The following is a 15,329-nucleotide window of genomic DNA, read 5'->3' on the forward strand; positions in this document are numbered from 1 at the left end:
CCGCCTGCGCATTGCGCTTTCCCAGCCGTTCCGGCCTTGTCTCGCCCACGCTCGCAAGAGCGTGAACAGACGCTGAACGCCGCTGCCGGAAGCCGGCGGCCGGATTGGGCTTGGAGCCCGCGCCGCCCGCTCCTAAGATGAAGATCAGCTATTTGACAATCCGTCGGCCGGCTTTTGCCGGCCGGCTTCGCCTGATGCCTACCATGCGCACTTTACTGGTCCTGCTGGCAGCCGCCTTGGCTGGCAGCCTCACACTGTTCGCCTTCGCCCCCTATCGGCTATTCTGGATCATGCCGCTGTCTTTGGCGGCGCTGGCCGACCTGACTCAACGCCACCCGCAGCGCGCGTTCTGGATCGGCTATGTCTGGGGTCTGGCCGCCTACACCAGCAACTTCAACTGGATCTACAACAGCCTGCACGACGTGGCCGGCCTGCCGGCCTGGATCGCCCTGCCGCTGGTGCTCTTGCTGCCGGCCTATCTGGCGCTCTACCCGGGCCTCGCGATGTGGCTGAGCGCCCGCGTCACCGCCAAGCCGTGGCAGCGCTGGCTGCTGGCCTTCCCGGCGCTGTGGGAACTGGGGGAATGGCTGCGCGGCTGGGTGCTGACCGGCTTCCCGTGGGCCGCCGCCGGCTACTCGCAGATCACGGAAAGCCCGCTGGCCGGCTATACGCCGCTGGGCGGCTCCCACCTGGTCACCTACCTGGTGGCGCTGTCCGCCGGCGCGCTGGCCTTGATGGTCCACAGCGGCTGGAAGATGCGCGCCGGCCTGCTGGTCGCCGCGCTGGCGGTGTGGGGCAACGGTTTCTGGCTCAAGAGCGTGGAATGGACCCAGCCGCAGGGCAAGCCGATCAGCGTGGCGCTGGCCCAGGGCAATATCGCTCAGGAACTGAAATGGTCGCCGGAAAACCTGGAAGAATCGCTGCGCGTGTATTACCAGCAAGTGGCCACCACCCGCGCCGACCTGATGCTGCTGCCGGAAACCGCGCTGCCGCTCTTCCTCGACGACCTGCCGTCCGGCTATCTGAGCATGATGGAAGGCCAGGCCCAACGCGCCGGCATGGCGCTGGCCACCGGCGTGCCACGCCGCACCAACGACGGCCGCGGTTATTTGAACGCGGTGGTGGCGCTGACCACGCCGGGCCGGCCCTTCTTCGCCAAAGACCATCTGGTGCCCTTTGGCGAGTTCATCCCGGTGCCCGGCCTGATCGGCTGGATCTACCAGTTCATGAATATGCCGATGTCCGGCTTCAGCAGCGGCGGCGCCAATCAGCCGCCGCTGGCGCTGGCCGGCGAGAAGATCGCCTTCAACGTCTGCTACGAGGACAGCTTCGGCGAAGAGCTGACAGGCCCGGCCTCCCAGGCCAGCATCATGGCCAACGTCAGCAATCTGGCCTGGTTCGGCAAGAGCGTGGCGATGAGCCAGCACCTGCAGCTGTCCCAGGCCCGCGCGATGGAAAACGGCCGCTACATGCTGCGCGCCACCAATAACGGCATGACCGCCATCATCCGCCCGGACGGCGAAATCGCCGCGGTGGCCGCGCCCTACACCCGCCAGGTGCTGCAGGGCTTCGCCCAGGGCCGCCAGGGGCTGACGCCCTATATGCGCCACGGCAATATGCCGGTCTTGATAGGCTGCGCGGCGCTGCTGCTGCTGGCCATGCTGCTGGGCCGCAAACACCGGCCCTGAGCCTTGTAGCCCTCACACCGCAAACGCGCGATGTTTCCACACAGGAACATCGCGCGTTTTGACATTCGGCCCCGGATTCCCGATCATCATTCGCCGGCGACGCGAAACCGGTCCCGTACCGGACACACACCAAGAAACGACGCGCCGCCTCTACAAGGGAAACACCATGAACGAGAGAAAACTGGAAGCCGGGATCGTCACCAACTTTTCCGAGCGCATGAGCTACGGCGGCTATCTATGCCTGGACGAGCTGCTGGCCTGTCAGAAACCGCTGTCCAACCCGCCGCATCACGACGAGTTGCTGTTCGTGATCCAGCATCAGACATCGGAATTGTGGATGAAGCTGATGCTGCACGAGCTGCAGGCCGCGGTGCGCTTCGTCCAGCAGGACACGCTGGGCCCCAGCTTCAAATGCCTGGCGCGGGTCAAGCAGATCCAGCGTCTGCTGTTCGAGCAATGGGCGGTGCTGGAAACGCTGACGCCGTCGGAGTACATGGAATTCCGCGACGTGCTGGGCAATTCCTCCGGCTTCCAGTCGCATCAATACCGCTCCATCGAATTCCTGCTGGGCAACAAGAACCAGGCGATGCTGAACGTGTTCGCCCATGAAGCGGACAAACACGCTTCGCTGAAGGCCATCCTGGACGCGCCCAGCCTGTACGACGAATTCCTGCGCCATCTGGCGCGGCGCGGCCTGCCGGTGCCGGCCTCCAGCCTGGAACGCGACTGGTCGCAGCCCTATCAGCGCAACCCGGAACTGATCCCGCTGTTCAAATTGATCTACGATCAGCCCCAGCAGCACTGGGAAGCCTATGAGATGGCGGAAAAACTGGTGGACGTGGAGGAATACTTCCACCTGTGGCGCTTCCGGCACATGAAGACGGTGGAGCGGGTGATCGGCTTCAAGCAGGGCACCGGCGGCTCCAGCGGCGTGCGCTTCCTCAAGCAGGCGCTGGAGCTGACCTTCTTCCCGGAACTGCTGGACGTGCGCACCGAGATCGGCCGCTAAGAACCTGCTTACGATCGGCTGCGCGTCGCGACGCGTTGCACGGTGAGCACCGCTTCGAAACGCTCATGCAGTAAACCCGCATTCGGCTTTCTCAGCGGTTTTCACCTTGTCTCGCTCGCGCCCGCGAGATTTCGAATCGGCTCTAAGGCCACCTAGCGCGCCGCCGGCTCAACAGCGGAAGCGCGACACCAGCCCGCGCAGATTGCCGGCCAGCTGGTTCATGTCCGCCAGCGCCGCCGAAGCGGTGGACGCCGCCTGCGCGTTCTTGCTGGAGCTCATTGCGATCTGTTCGACGTACTGGGCGATGTCCTGGCTGGCGGTGCCCTGCTCCTTCAGCGCGTGGGAAATATCGTTGACCACGCCCAGCACCCCGCCGGCGCTCTGACGGATCTCGCCCACCGCCTCGCCGCCCTGCTCGGCCAGTTCCAGGCCGTTCTTGGCGCGCCGCACCGCCTCTTCCATCGAACCGTGAGACTGGGTGGAGCTTTGCTGGATCTCGGCGATCATGCCGGCGATCTCCTCGGTGGCCTGGGCGGTGCGTTCGGACAGCTTGCGCACCTCGTCCGCCACCACGGCGAAGCCGCGGCCCTGCTCGCCGGCGCGCGCCGCCTCGATCGCCGCGTTCAACGCCAGAAGATTGGTCTGATCGGCGATGTCCTTGATCACCTGCATGATGCCGGAGATCACTTGCGCCTTGTCCACCAGCTCGTTGATGGTGCCGGCGGCCAGTTCCACCGACTCATTGATGCGGCGCATTTCCGCCACCGCGCGCGAAATCACCTCGCTGCCCTGCTGCGACGATTCGCCGGATTGCTCGGACAGATTGCGGGCGTCCTGAGCGCGGTCGGAAATATGGTTGATGCTGACGGTCAGTTCTTCGATCGACGCCGCCATCGAGGTGGCCGCCTCGCTTTGCTTCTCCGAACCGTTGGCCACTTCGCTGGCGTGGCTGCTGACGTCGGCGCTCATCTCCGACACCCGGCTGGCCGCGGCGGCGATGTCGCCCACCAGCTGCCGCAACTGCCCCTGCATGCCGGCCACATTGGCCAGCAGGCTGTCGCGGTCGCCGGCTTTCACCGGCACGTCCATATCCAGCTGTCCGGCGGCGATGCGTTTGACGATGTCCACGGTGACCGCCGGCTCGCCGCCCAGCTGGCCCAGCACGCTGCGCATGATGTAACCGCCGAGACCGGCCAGCAGCAGCAGGATCACGCCGACTTCCAGCGCCAGGTTGAACAGCGATTTGTGATAGGCGGCCGCCACATCGTCCAGATAGATGCCGGTGCCCAGCACCCAGCCCCAGCCGGGCGAGGTCATCAAATAGGAGATCTTGGGCTGCGGCGCGTCGAAGCCCGGCTTGTCCCAGACATAAGCGGCATAACCCTTGCCGCCGCCGGCGCTCAGCGCCTGGTCGAACAACTGGCCCATGTCCTGGCCGCTGCCCTCCTTGACCCCGTGCAGATTCTTGCCGATCAAGGCCGGCTTCACGCCGTGGGCGACATAGGTCAGGCCCTTGTCGAAGGCGAAGAAATATTCGCGCTCGTCGTAACGCATGCTGCTCAGCGCCGCCGCCGCCAGTTGCTTGGCCTGCGGCTCGCTCATCTTGCCGTCCGCCGCCATCTTCTCGTAGGACGTCACCAAGGCCGCCGCCGATTCCACCAGATTGCGCGTCTTGTCCTTGCGGTCCAGCAACATGGTGTCCCGCTCGCGCATCACCGACAACACGCCTATCGCCGTCACCAGCAGGGCCATCGCCACCAAAAGCAGCAGCAAACGGCCGCGCAGGCTCATTGTTGTTTTGTTCATTTCCATCTCCCCACACCTTGTTAGCTTATTCTAGACAGCGCTGATCGCTCTTTTTATGCGATTAATCCCAGTTTGATACATTTCGATGAAAAATATCAACAGCATAAAAAAAACCCGGATCGCTCCGGGTTTCAACTGAACGCGAGCACGCGTCCAGAGTCGTCATTCCATCCTTACTTCATCGTCGGCATCACGAATTCGGCGGTCATCTTGGCCGGCCAGCGGCTGGTCACCGTCTTCATCCGGGTATAGAAGCGCACGCCTTCCGGGCCGTGCATATGATGGTCGCCGAACAGCGAGGCTTTCCAGCCGCCAAAGCTGTGGAAGGCCATCGGCACCGGGATCGGCACATTGATGCCCACCATGCCCACCTGGATGCGGTGGCTGAATTCGCGCGCGGCGCCGCCGGAACGGGTGAAGATGCTGGTGCCGTTGGCGAAGGGATGGGCGTTGATCAGGCTGACCGCGCTGTCGAAGTCCGGCACCCGCACCACCGCCAGCACCGGCCCGAAGATTTCCTCCTTGTAGATGGTCATCTCCGGCGTCACATGGTCGAACAGGCAGCCGCCCAGGAAAAACCCGTCCTCGTGGCCGGGATGGCGGTAGCCGCGGCCGTCCACCACCAGCTGCGCGCCTTCGGCCACGCCCTGATCGACATAGCCCGTCACCTTGTCCAAGTGCTGGCGCGTCACCAGCGGCCCCATTTCCGCCGCCGCGTCGTCGCCCACGCCTATCTTCAGACTGCGCGCGCGCTCGGCCAGCCGCTCCACCAGCGCGTCGCCGATGTCGCCCACCGCCAGCACCACCGAGATCGCCATGCAACGCTCGCCGGCCGAGCCGTAAGCGGCCCCGATCAAAGCCTCCACCGCGCCGTCCAGATCCGCGTCCGGCATCACCACCAGGTGGTTCTTGGCGCCGCCCAGCGCCTGCACCCGCTTGCCGTGGCGCGCGCCGGTTTCGTAGATGTACTGGGCAATCGGCGTGGAGCCGACGAAGCTGAGCGCGGCGATGTCGGGATGGGCGAGCAAGGCGTCCACCGCCTGCTTGTCGCCGTGCACCACGCTGAACACGCCGGCCGGCAGGCCGGCCTGCTGCAACAGATCGGCCAGCAGCAGCGCGGCGGACGGGTCGCGCTCGGACGGCTTGAGAATGAAGCAGTTGCCGCAGGCCAAGGCCACCGGGAACATCCACAGCGGCACCATGGCCGGGAAGTTGAACGGGGTGATGCCGGCCACCACGCCCAGCGGCTGACGCATGGAATGGCTGTCGATGCCGCCGCCCACCTGTTCGGTGAACTCGCCCTTCAGCAACTGCGGAATGCCGCAGGCGAACTCCACCACTTCCAGGCCGCGGGCGACTTCGCCGATGGCGTCGGACACCACCTTGCCGTGCTCGCTGGAAATCAGCGCCGCCAAGCGCTGCTGGTTCTGCTCCAGCAGCTCCTTGAACTTGAACATCACCCGCGCCCGCTTCAGCGGCGAGGTTTCCGCCCAGGCCGGAAAGGCCTTGCGCGCCGCCGCCACCGCGGCCTGCACCTCGTCCGGGCTCGCCAGCGGCACGCGGGCGGCGACGCTGCCCAGCGCCGGGTTGTAGACATCTCCAAAGCGGCCGCTCCGGCCTTCGCAGCGTTCGCCGCCGATGTAATGAGGAATGGTTTGCATCTTATGTTCCGATTCGAATGAGTTGAGTATTCGGCGCCGCGCTTACTCGCAGGCGCGCAAGGCGGAGGCGATGGTGTCGAACAGCCGGTCGATCTCGTGCTTTTCGATGATCAAGGGCGGCGACACCGCCAGGATGTCGCCGGTAAAGCGCACCAGCACGCCTTGTTCCCAGCACTTGAGGAAGACGTCGAAACCGCGCTGCCCGGCCGCGCCGGGGCGGCTGTCCATTTCGATGCCAGCCACCAGGCCCAGGTTGCGGATGTCCTTGACGTAGGGCTGGCCGCGCAAGGCGTGCGCGCGCTCCTCGAAATAAGCGGACAGCCCGGCGGCGCGCTCGAACAACTGCTCCTCGCGGTACAGGTCCAGCGAGGCGATCGCCGCGGCGCAGGCCAGCGGATGGGCGGAATAGGTGTAGCCGTGGGGGAACTCGATCATGCGCTCGCCGGCGGCGGCCATGAAGGCGTCGTGGATCTCCGGCTTCACCAACAGCGCGCCCATAGGCACCACGCCGTTGGTCAGGCCCTTGGCGCAGGTGATGATGTCCGGCAGCACGCCGAACTTGTTGGCCGCCCAATCCGCGCCCAGGCGGCCGAAGCCGGTGATCACCTCGTCGAAGATCAGCAGGATGCCGTAGCGGTCGCAGATTTCGCGCAGGCGCCGCAAATAGCCCTTGGGCGGGATCAGCACGCCGGTGGAGCCGGCCATCGGCTCGACGATGACGGCGGCGATGGTGGACGGGTCGTGCAGGGTCAGGATGCGCGCTTCCAGTTCGTCGGCGAATTCGGCGCCGTGCTCCGGCTCGCCGCGGCTGAAGGCGTTGCGCGCCAGATCATGGGTGCTGCGCAAATGGTCCACCGCCGGCAGGGACACCGGAAAGTGTTTGCGGTTGCCGGCCATGCCGCCCACCGAGACGCCGCCGAAGTTGACGCCGTGATAGCCGCGCTCGCGGCCGATCAGCTTGACGCGGGCGGCGTCGCCGCGCACGCGGTGATAGGCCACCGCCATCTTCAGCGCGGTGTCCACCGCCTCCGAGCCGGAGCCGACGAAGAAGGCCTTGCTCAAGCCCTTGGGCGCCATCGCCACCAGCTTGTCGGCGGCCTCGAAGGCCTTGGGGTGCGCCATCTGGAACGGCGGCGCGTAATCCAGCGTCGCCACCTGGCGCTGCACCGCCTCGACGATGGGCTTGCGGTTGTGGCCGGCGGTCACGCACCACAGGCCGGCGCTGCCGTCCAGGACCTGGCGGCCTTGGTCGTCGGTGTAATACATGCCATCGGCGCTCACCAGCATGCGCGGAGCGCTCTTGAACTGGCGGTTGGCGGTGAAGGGCATCCAGAACGCGTCCATCTGCGGCTGATTCATCGTTGTCTCCCCTGGCTCTCGGCCGAATGATGACAACTAATCTAGCGGCTGCACCAATACAATTACAGGTACAGTTTGCGCGGATTTGCCCAATCCCGTACCGGCCAAATCGCCAATACAGTCCAAGACCATGAAAAAACCCGGCCGCAGCCGGGTTTCCTGTGTCGCGCCAATCGACTCAGAGCCTGTTTACGATCTCGCGAGCTAAGGCGAGACAAGGCGGAAACGAGCGAAAAAGCGGAATGTACTCGTGGTACATGAGCATTTTGAGCTCGGTTTCAACGCCCATGTCTATCCATCCCGCCGACGCGCAGCAGATCGTAAACAGGTTCTCAGACGCGGAAGCTGGAGAACAGCTGGCGCATGTCCTTGGCCGCCTGCGACAAATCGTTCAAGGTGTCGTGCACGGTCTGCAGGGCACCGTCGCTGTCGACGATGCGGCCGTTGATCTGCTCGGTGCTCTGCGCGATCAAGGTGGTGGCCTTGTGCTGCTCGCTGGTGGACAAGGTGATCTCGTTCATCTTGGCCATCACTTCCTGCATCGCCTGCTGGATCTGCTCGATGCGCTGCACCGCGCTGTCGGTCAGTTCCACGCCGTCGTCCACCGAGCTGACGGTGCGCTGCATATTGGTCACCGCCTGGCTGGTTTCCTCGCGGATGGTGCTGACCATGCTGGAAATCTCCACCGTGGCCTGGCCGGTGCGCTCGGCCAGTTTGCGCACTTCGTCCGCCACCACCGCGAAGCCGCGGCCCATTTCGCCGGCGCGCGCCGCTTCGATCGCCGCGTTCAAGGCCAAGAGGTTGGTCTGATCGGCGATGTCCTTGATCACATTGGTGATGCCGCTGATTTGCTGCGAGCGTTGATCCAGCGACACCAACATGCCGGACAAGCCCTTCACCGCCTCCACCGTGCTGTTCATTTCGCGGGAGATGCGCTGCATTTCGTCGGCGCTTTCGCTGGACACGGTGCCGGTGTGGTTGACCAGCGAATCCGCCTCGCGCGCGGCGTCGGCGATATGGGAGATGCTGACGGTGATTTCCTCCAGCGTCGCGGCGTTGGAGCTGGACACGTCGGAAATCTGCCGGGAATCGCGCGCCACCTGATCCACCGTGGTGGCCACGCTCTGCACGCCGTTGGTGACGTTTTCCGCCTCGGTGCGCACCGCCACGAACATGCTTTGCAAGCGATGGATGAAGCTGTTGAACGCGGTCGCGGTTTCGGCGATCTCATCCTGGCCCTGCACCTCGATGCGGCGGGTCAAATCGCCCTCGCCCTTGGAGATCTCCAGCATCGCGTTGCGCAAGCGGCCCAGGCCGGCCAACATCTTGCTCAGCATCACGCTGGCCACCGGGATCAGCACCACCACGCACAGCGCGCCCAGGCCCACCACGGTCAGCAACAGTTTTTCCAGCGGCTCGCTGACCACGGACTTGTCTATCATCACGCCCAGCAGCCAGTTGGTGCCCTCCACCGGGTCCACCTGCACCAGCTTGGTTTCGCCGTTGACTTCGATCTCCTCCATCGCGCTGCTGGTGGACAACTGCACCAGCTTCTCGCCGGTCAGCGCCGGCACTTTCTCCGCCAGAGGCTTCAGCGTCAGCGTGGTGTCCGGATGGGCGATCACCTTGCCGGCCTTGTCCACCAGGAAGGCGTAGCCGTTGCCGCGCAGCTTGGCGGACAGCACGGTTTTGACCAAGTCGTCGATGAAGATGTCGCCGCCCACCACCGCTTTCAGCGTGGAGCCGTCGAACACCGGCGACACGAAGGTCACCACCAGTTTCTTGGTGTCGAAATCGACATAGGGATCGGACACCCCCGGCTTGCCGCTGGCCTGCGCCTGCTGATACCAGGGCCGCGCCACCGGGTCGTAGCCCGCCGGCTGCGGCTTGAAGTCGGAACGGATCATCTTGTGATCGGCGGTGCCGATATAGGTCATGTCGTAGCCGCCGGCCTGGCTCAGGCGCGCCAGCATCGGCATGGGCTCGGGCGTGCCCACCACCGGGTTGCCGGCGATCACCACCTTGACCTTGCTGCCGTACCAGTCCTTGACCAGGTTGGCGTAGCCGCGCGAGGTGCTGGACAACTCGTTATCCACGCCCTGGACAATCTCGTTGCGCATCTGGGTGTAGACCAGGGTCGTAATGATGGCGCCCAGCAGAACCAGCAGCACCGCAATGAATACAATCAACTTTACACGCAAAGAGCGCATTTCCGTCCTCCATCCCCAATTCGACTTGGCTTGCCGCGATTGCTTGTCAATTCACGACAAAGCGCTGTTATGATCATTCTCGATGCCGGTAGGCTCTGTTCTTGTCTTAGCCGTTTCGCCTGCAAAGCTCAACAAAAAACATACAGATTGGCGGCTGCAACATGCCATCCGGCTTATGACGAGATATTTATCACAAGCTGTTCTCAACGGACAGGCCCAATATCAATGATGCTCAATTAACGCGCAATGGCCAGCCTGAATCTTATGCCCGCGGAAGGCATTACCCTGGTGGAAAATATAGTCAATTCAGCTATTTCCGCCATTCAATGCGGTCAGTGGCGCAAAGGCGCAAAAATCCCATCTATTCGCAGAATGGCCGGGGAGCTGGGCGTCAGTCCCTTCACCGTGGTCGAGGCCTACGATAGGCTGGTGACCTTGGGCTATCTGGCGGCGCGGCCCGGCTCCGGCTTTTACGTGGAGGGAAGGCGGGAAAGCCGGCCGCCCGATCTGCCCGCCGCGCCGCGCGTCTGGCCGGTGGACGAATACTGGCTGCTGCGCAAGATTTACCAGCAGGACGCCAACACCCTGTTCGCGGGCTGCGGCTGGCTGCCCTCGCACTGGTACGACGCCGAGGCCCAGCAAAAAGCGCTGCGGCAGCTGGCCCGCGACGCCGTCGCCGCGCCCGGCTACGGCGACCCCAAGGGCTTTCTGCCCTTGCGCGAGCATTTGGCGGACCGGCTGGCCGAACGCGGCATCCCCGCCCGAGCCGACGACATCGCGCTGACCCAGGGCGCCAGCCGCGCGCTGGACATGGCCGCCTGCGCGCTGCTGCAGGCCGGGGACACCGTGCTGGTGGACGATCCCGGCTATTGCAATCTGCTGTCCTGCCTGGCGTTTCGCGAGTTCAAGCTGGTGCCGGTGCCCTGGACCGAGCACGGGCCCGACTTGGAACAACTGCGCGCGCTGCTGCTCCAGCATCGGCCGCGCGCCTTCTTCACCAATCCCTGGCTGCAAAACCCCACCGGCGCCAGCTACTCGCCGTCGGTCGCCCACCAGGTGCTGCGCCTGGCCGAGGAGCACGATTTCCTGATCGTGGAGGACAATGTGTCCGCGGACTTCGCCGGCGGCCGCCAACCCGCGCTGGCGGCGCTGGACGGCCTCAAACGCGTGCTCTACATCGACAGCTTCTCCAAATCGCTATCGCCGGGACTGCGCGTCGGCTACCTGTGCGGCCCGTCCGATCTGCTCGAACGCATCGTCCATTACAAGATGATGTCCGGGCTGACCTCGCCGGAATTGAACGAGAGGCTGGCGCTGGAACTGGTGTCCGAGGGCCGCTACCGCCGCCAACTGGAACGGCTGCGCGCGCGCTTGTCCGAGGCTCAGGCCCAATGCCAGCAGCTGTTTCTGGAACACGGCTGGCAGTTGTTCGCGCGGCCGTCCAACGGCCTGTTCCTGCTGGCGCGCCCGCCTGGGGAGCTGGACGCCAGACGCTTGGCCGAGCAGGCTCAGCAACACAAAATCCTGCTCGCGCCCGGCCATCTGTTCCGCGCCTACGGCATGCCCTCGGATTGGCTGCGCTTCAACGTCGCTTTCAGCCAGGATCGTAGGCTGTGGGATTTTCTGAGTTGCCCGCCGCAGTGATACCATGCCCTGACCACAGCTTAGCGGAGCCCTCCATGCAACTTGTCGAAATGTTCGTCCATCCGTTGAAATCCTGTCGTGGCCTGTCCTACAGCCGCGCCTTCGCCGGCAAGCAGGGCTTGCTGCACGACCGCGAATGGCTGCTGGCCGGCGACAACGGCCGCTTCTTCACCGCCCGCTCCCACTCGCAGCTGGTGCGCGTGGAGGTGGACCTGATTCCCGGCGGCGCCCTGTTCAAATTTCCGGGCAAGGCGCCGGTGCTGGCGATGAGTACCCAATACCAGCAAGAAGCGCCGGCTACGGTATGGAAGGACAACTTCGCCGCCTATCACGGCGACGCCGCCGTCGATCTCTGGTTCAGCGAGGTGCTGGGCGAGCCCTGCCAGTTGCTATGGCTGGGCATGCGCTCCAATCGCCGGCTGAAGGACAGCGAGCACGCGATGTCCTTCGCCGACGGCTACCCCTATCTGCTGGTGAACCAGGCCTCGCTGGACGCGCTCAACGACGAGCTGGACCAGCCGGTATCGCTGCGCCACTTCCGCCCCAATCTGGTGGTCCGCGGCGATTACGCCTGGGAAGAGGACGATTGGAAGGTGGTCCAGATCGGCGAGGTGGTGTTCGACGTCGCCAAGCCCTGCTCGCGCTGCGTGCTGACCACCGTGGATCCGGATACCGGGATCAAATCGCCGGAACAGCAGCCGCTGCGCACCCTGGTCAGCATTCGCACCTTGCCGGAAGGCGTCTGCTTCGGCGTCAACCTGGTGCCGCGCAATGAAGGCTTGCTGGAATTGGGCGCCGAGTTCAGCGTGCTGGAAACCCGCTACGAGTTCTGATTTTCCGACGCCGCTCCGCCGGCGTTTTTACCGCTTTATGCTGAATAGATTAATGAATCTGCAAGACCTACTCGATCAAATCCACGGCGAAGTCCTCGCCTATTACGGCCAGGGCCGCGTCGCCGATTACATCCCGGCGCTGGCCGAAGTGCCGCCCCGCCAGTTCGGCATGGCCGTCACCACTCTGGACGGCCGGCACTACCGCTGCGGAGACGCCGCCGTCCCCTTCTCCATCCAGAGCATTTCCAAGGCCTTCATGCTGGCGCTGACGCTGGAGGCGGACGGCGACGCCCTGTGGAGCCATGTCGGCAAGGAGCCGTCCGGCAACCCGTTCAACTCGCTGGTGCAGCTGGAGTACGAGGACGGCGTGCCGCGCAATCCCTTCATCAACGCAGGCGCCCTCGTGGTGACCGACCGCGCCGTCAGCCATTTTGAAGACGCCCACGGCGCGCTGCTGGCCCGCCTGCGGCAGGAGTCCGGCAACGCCACCTTGTGCGGCAACGCCCGCGTCGCCGAATCCGAACGCGCCCACGGCCACCGCAACGCGGCGCTGGCCCACTTCATGAAAAGCTACGACAACCTCGACAACGAAGTGGAGACCGTGCTGCAGCAATACTTCAACAGCTGCAGCATCGCGATGAACTGCGTGGAACTGGCCAATGCCGGGCTCTTTCTCGCCAACCACGGCATTACCCGCGACGGCCGGCAATCGCTGAGCCGCAGCCAGGCCAAGCAGATCAACGCGGTGATGCTGACCTGCGGCACTTACGACGCCGCCGGCGAATTCGCCTACCGCGTGGGCCTGCCGGTGAAAAGCGGGGTCGGCGGCGGCATGCTCGCCATCATTCCCGGCAAGATGAGCATCGCCGTATGGAGCCCGGAACTGGACGGCAAGGGCAACTCGGTGCTGGGCCTGGAAGCGCTGGATCGCTTCACCACGCGTACCGGCTTATCGATTTTTTAAGCGCGCGCCTTTATAAAAGCCCACAAAGAAAAACCCGCTCGAGGTTATCCCCCCAGGTAGGGATACATAGTTAGGGTCTTTTTAGGCAAATTTCTCACCGACACCCCTCTCTGAGGGGTATTTTTTCGTACCGCTACATACAAAGCTATACCCTGATTTGACATAGTATGTAAAAAGAACCCGGTTCTATGCACGACCGCTCTGATCTATAAGTCAGGGTCAGACCCACTCCCAACTCGTTGCCCGCCCAGTACGGTCAGTTGGCTGACTAGCCTGATTGCCTTCCACTACTGCCCTTAATCTTTCTGACAGGCATCTGACGAGAGCGCTTTGACCTTTGGCTTCGTTGCTACGCTTGCGTGTGTGCTGTATAACGTCTGCCCGCTAGCGCCTCATAACTTCTCGATTGGAGCAATGCGATGCCTCCGGCTACTACTTGGCGTGCCACGAAACCCACCGCTATGTCTGGATTGGTACTCTTAGCGACACAACGTCCACAGCCGGTGTCGACGCTGACCTCATGCCGAGCTTCTGCTTGGTGCATCGTGGCAAGACGCTCATCGTGGTCAGCGAGACGCATCAGGTCGTTGGAGAAGGCCGCGGATGGGTGTTTTGACCAGCGCAATGTACAGATAGAGCCCACTTTGTGTTCGTAAAAGTCAAAGCCCGCGTCTACACCGACGCTACGGGTATCTATACGGAGCTTCCGGTTCTTCTGACGCCAGTTGGCGTGCTAGAGCCACTGCTCGACTACTTCCTCTATCGCAGCCACGACCGCAGCCTGGCGTGGATGACGAAGGTAATCCGGTCGGTGCGGATGTTCCTCGAGTACCTGCAGACGAATCCGGCTGAAAGTGACACTTACCGACTATTTCAGAACTTTGCCCAGCGGCTCTACACCGGGACCTTCGATCGGGAGACTGGCCTCGACCCTAGCAACCTGTGCTGGTCACCACGTTCACCGCAGGATGCTTCGCACATCATCACCCACCTGACCGACTTCTTCGACTGGCTTGGCGAGATGCGCCCTGAGGCGGCCAAGGTGAATCCACGCTATGTAGGTGGGGCCTTCGACCGACAGACCGACCAGGCTGCTTACCAATACCGACGCAGCAAGGCCTTCCTGGGTCACACGTGGGCAGCGAACGCCTCTCCCGCCGGGAGCGGACACCACGTCCGGAGCCGGCGCCTACCCAAAGTCGAAAAGGGCGAGCCGCCAGCCTTCCCAGAGGAGCACTTCGAGAAGCTGCTGGTCCAAGGATTCTGCGCAGCCGGGCGCTACGACTATCGCAGCATGCTTATCACTCTGCTGCTGCACGGCGCGGGCTTCCGCGAATCGGAGCCTTTCCACCTGTACATCTCGGATGTGTTCCCGGACTCCACCAATCCATCCCAGGCCAAGGTCCTCATCCATCACCCGAGCTACGGTGCCGCACCCGCCGATTGGCGCGACGAGCGGGGACGACCACGTAAAGGTAACCGAGCGGAATACCTCGCCCATCAGTTCGGCCTCGCACACCGCACCGACCTAATGAACTGCCGGCACGCCGGCTGGAAGGGGGGCACACACGATGGGGCCTACTACAAGCAGGCGTACTGGTTCTTGCCGGAATACGGCGAATGGTTTCAACTTCTCTGGTACCGCTACCTGGAACAGGTCGCACGTATTGAGCGCGACCACCCCTTCGCCTTCATCAACCTGCACCGCGAGCCCATCGGTGCCATGTACTCGCTCTCCCAGTACAACAAGGCTCATGCCGCTGCGTGCGAGCGCATCGGACTTACGGTGGGCAAGGCTCTGGGCACGACGCCACACGGCCACCGCCACGCCTACGGCCGCCGCCTGCGAATCGCCGGCGTCGACAAGGCTCTCATCCGTCGTTTCATGCATCACGCCTCGCTGGAAAGCCAGGAGGTCTACACCCAGGCCAGCACCCACGAAGCCCTGGCTGCGCTCGAAGCAGCCATGCAGCGACTGCAAGGCAATCACACCAGAATACAGTCTGCATTTAGCCTATTGCCAGGCATTGAACTTAAGTAACTCATTGACTTTCATGACAAAAAAGACGAACACAACTGAGTCGAAAGCATCTACCATTCCGGCCCCAAAAGCCAAAAGAGTGAAGCGTAGTACGGATGTGACCCTCGGCTGGGT

10 protein-coding genes are annotated in these 15,329 nt (G+C 63.7%); 6 read left to right on the top strand and 4 right to left on the bottom strand.

Going from position 1 to position 15,329, the window contains the following annotated elements:
- The first annotated feature begins 203 nt into the window (after window positions 1–203).
- Both lnt and kynA read left to right on the top strand, forming a co-directional pair.
- Window positions 204–1,688, top strand: a complete 1,485-nt coding sequence (gene lnt, locus HQN78_RS15605) for an apolipoprotein N-acyltransferase (RefSeq protein ID WP_227106594.1) — start codon at window positions 204–206, stop codon at window positions 1,686–1,688.
- A 166-nt stretch (window positions 1,689–1,854) separates the two neighbouring features.
- Window positions 1,855–2,697 carry a tryptophan 2,3-dioxygenase gene (gene kynA / locus HQN78_RS15610; protein ID WP_227106592.1) on the top strand — a complete coding sequence of 281 codons (843 nt, stop codon included), beginning with the start codon at window positions 1,855–1,857 and terminating at the stop codon, window positions 2,695–2,697.
- A 168-nt stretch (window positions 2,698–2,865) separates the two neighbouring features.
- Here kynA and HQN78_RS15615 read toward each other — a convergent pair whose 3' ends face one another.
- The 4 genes from HQN78_RS15615 to HQN78_RS15630 all read right to left on the bottom strand — a co-directional run bounded on the left by HQN78_RS15615 (window position 2,866) and on the right by HQN78_RS15630 (window position 9,712).
- Complete coding sequence (locus HQN78_RS15615; protein WP_107797935.1) at window positions 2,866–4,503, bottom strand: methyl-accepting chemotaxis protein; 1,638 nt, start codon at window positions 4,501–4,503, stop codon at window positions 2,866–2,868.
- Between the two features lie 173 nt (window positions 4,504–4,676).
- Window positions 4,677–6,164: a CoA-acylating methylmalonate-semialdehyde dehydrogenase gene (locus HQN78_RS15620; RefSeq protein ID WP_227106590.1), complete on the bottom strand. Its 1,488-nt coding sequence runs from the start codon at window positions 6,162–6,164 to the stop codon at window positions 4,677–4,679.
- Between the two features lie 42 nt (window positions 6,165–6,206).
- Window positions 6,207–7,523: an aspartate aminotransferase family protein gene (locus HQN78_RS15625; RefSeq protein ID WP_235084810.1), complete on the bottom strand. Its 1,317-nt coding sequence runs from the start codon at window positions 7,521–7,523 to the stop codon at window positions 6,207–6,209.
- Window positions 7,524–7,855: 332 nt separating this feature from the next.
- Window positions 7,856–9,712 carry a methyl-accepting chemotaxis protein gene (locus HQN78_RS15630; RefSeq protein WP_227106585.1) on the bottom strand — a complete coding sequence of 619 codons (1,857 nt, stop codon included), beginning with the start codon at window positions 9,710–9,712 and terminating at the stop codon, window positions 7,856–7,858.
- A 285-nt stretch (window positions 9,713–9,997) separates the two neighbouring features.
- Between HQN78_RS15630 and HQN78_RS15635 the strand changes: the two genes are divergently transcribed.
- The 4 genes from HQN78_RS15635 (at window position 9,998) to gmtY (ending at window position 15,215) form a co-directional block, all read left to right on the top strand.
- On the top strand, window positions 9,998–11,377 hold the full coding sequence (locus HQN78_RS15635) for a PLP-dependent aminotransferase family protein (RefSeq protein WP_255701251.1): 1,380 nt from the start codon (window positions 9,998–10,000) through the stop codon (window positions 11,375–11,377).
- Window positions 11,378–11,412: 35 nt separating this feature from the next.
- Window positions 11,413–12,210: an MOSC domain-containing protein gene (locus HQN78_RS15640; RefSeq protein WP_235084816.1), complete on the top strand. Its 798-nt coding sequence runs from the start codon at window positions 11,413–11,415 to the stop codon at window positions 12,208–12,210.
- A gap of 52 nt (window positions 12,211–12,262) precedes the next feature.
- Window positions 12,263–13,174 (top strand): glutaminase, encoded by a 912-nt coding sequence (locus HQN78_RS15645; protein ID WP_235084818.1) that lies wholly within the window; start codon window positions 12,263–12,265, stop codon window positions 13,172–13,174.
- Window positions 13,175–13,820: 646 nt separating this feature from the next.
- Complete coding sequence (gene gmtY / locus HQN78_RS15650) at window positions 13,821–15,215, top strand: gamma-mobile-trio recombinase GmtY (RefSeq protein ID WP_235084823.1); 1,395 nt, start codon at window positions 13,821–13,823, stop codon at window positions 15,213–15,215.
- The last annotated feature ends 114 nt before the right edge of the window (window positions 15,216–15,329 follow it).

Source organism: Chromobacterium sp. Beijing (assembly GCF_021496765.1).
Classification (GTDB): Bacteria; Pseudomonadota; Gammaproteobacteria; order Burkholderiales; family Chromobacteriaceae; genus Chromobacterium.

What these genes read in the sequence shown, in the direction of transcription:
- lnt (WP_227106594.1), top strand. Translation starts at nt 204, where the DNA reads ATGCGCACTTTACTGGTCCTGCTGGCAGCCGCCTTGGCTGGCAGCCTC.
- kynA (WP_227106592.1), top strand. Translation starts at nt 1,855, where the DNA reads ATGAACGAGAGAAAACTGGAAGCCGGGATCGTCACCAACTTTTCCGAG.
- HQN78_RS15615 (WP_107797935.1), bottom strand. Translation starts at nt 4,503, where the DNA reads ATGAACAAAACAACAATGAGCCTGCGCGGCCGTTTGCTGCTGCTTTTG.
- HQN78_RS15620 (WP_227106590.1), bottom strand. Translation starts at nt 6,164, where the DNA reads ATGCAAACCATTCCTCATTACATCGGCGGCGAACGCTGCGAAGGCCGG.
- HQN78_RS15625 (WP_235084810.1), bottom strand. Translation starts at nt 7,523, where the DNA reads ATGAATCAGCCGCAGATGGACGCGTTCTGGATGCCCTTCACCGCCAAC.
- HQN78_RS15635 (WP_255701251.1), top strand. Translation starts at nt 9,998, where the DNA reads ATGCCCGCGGAAGGCATTACCCTGGTGGAAAATATAGTCAATTCAGCT.
- HQN78_RS15640 (WP_235084816.1), top strand. Translation starts at nt 11,413, where the DNA reads ATGCAACTTGTCGAAATGTTCGTCCATCCGTTGAAATCCTGTCGTGGC.
- HQN78_RS15645 (WP_235084818.1), top strand. Translation starts at nt 12,263, where the DNA reads ATGAATCTGCAAGACCTACTCGATCAAATCCACGGCGAAGTCCTCGCC.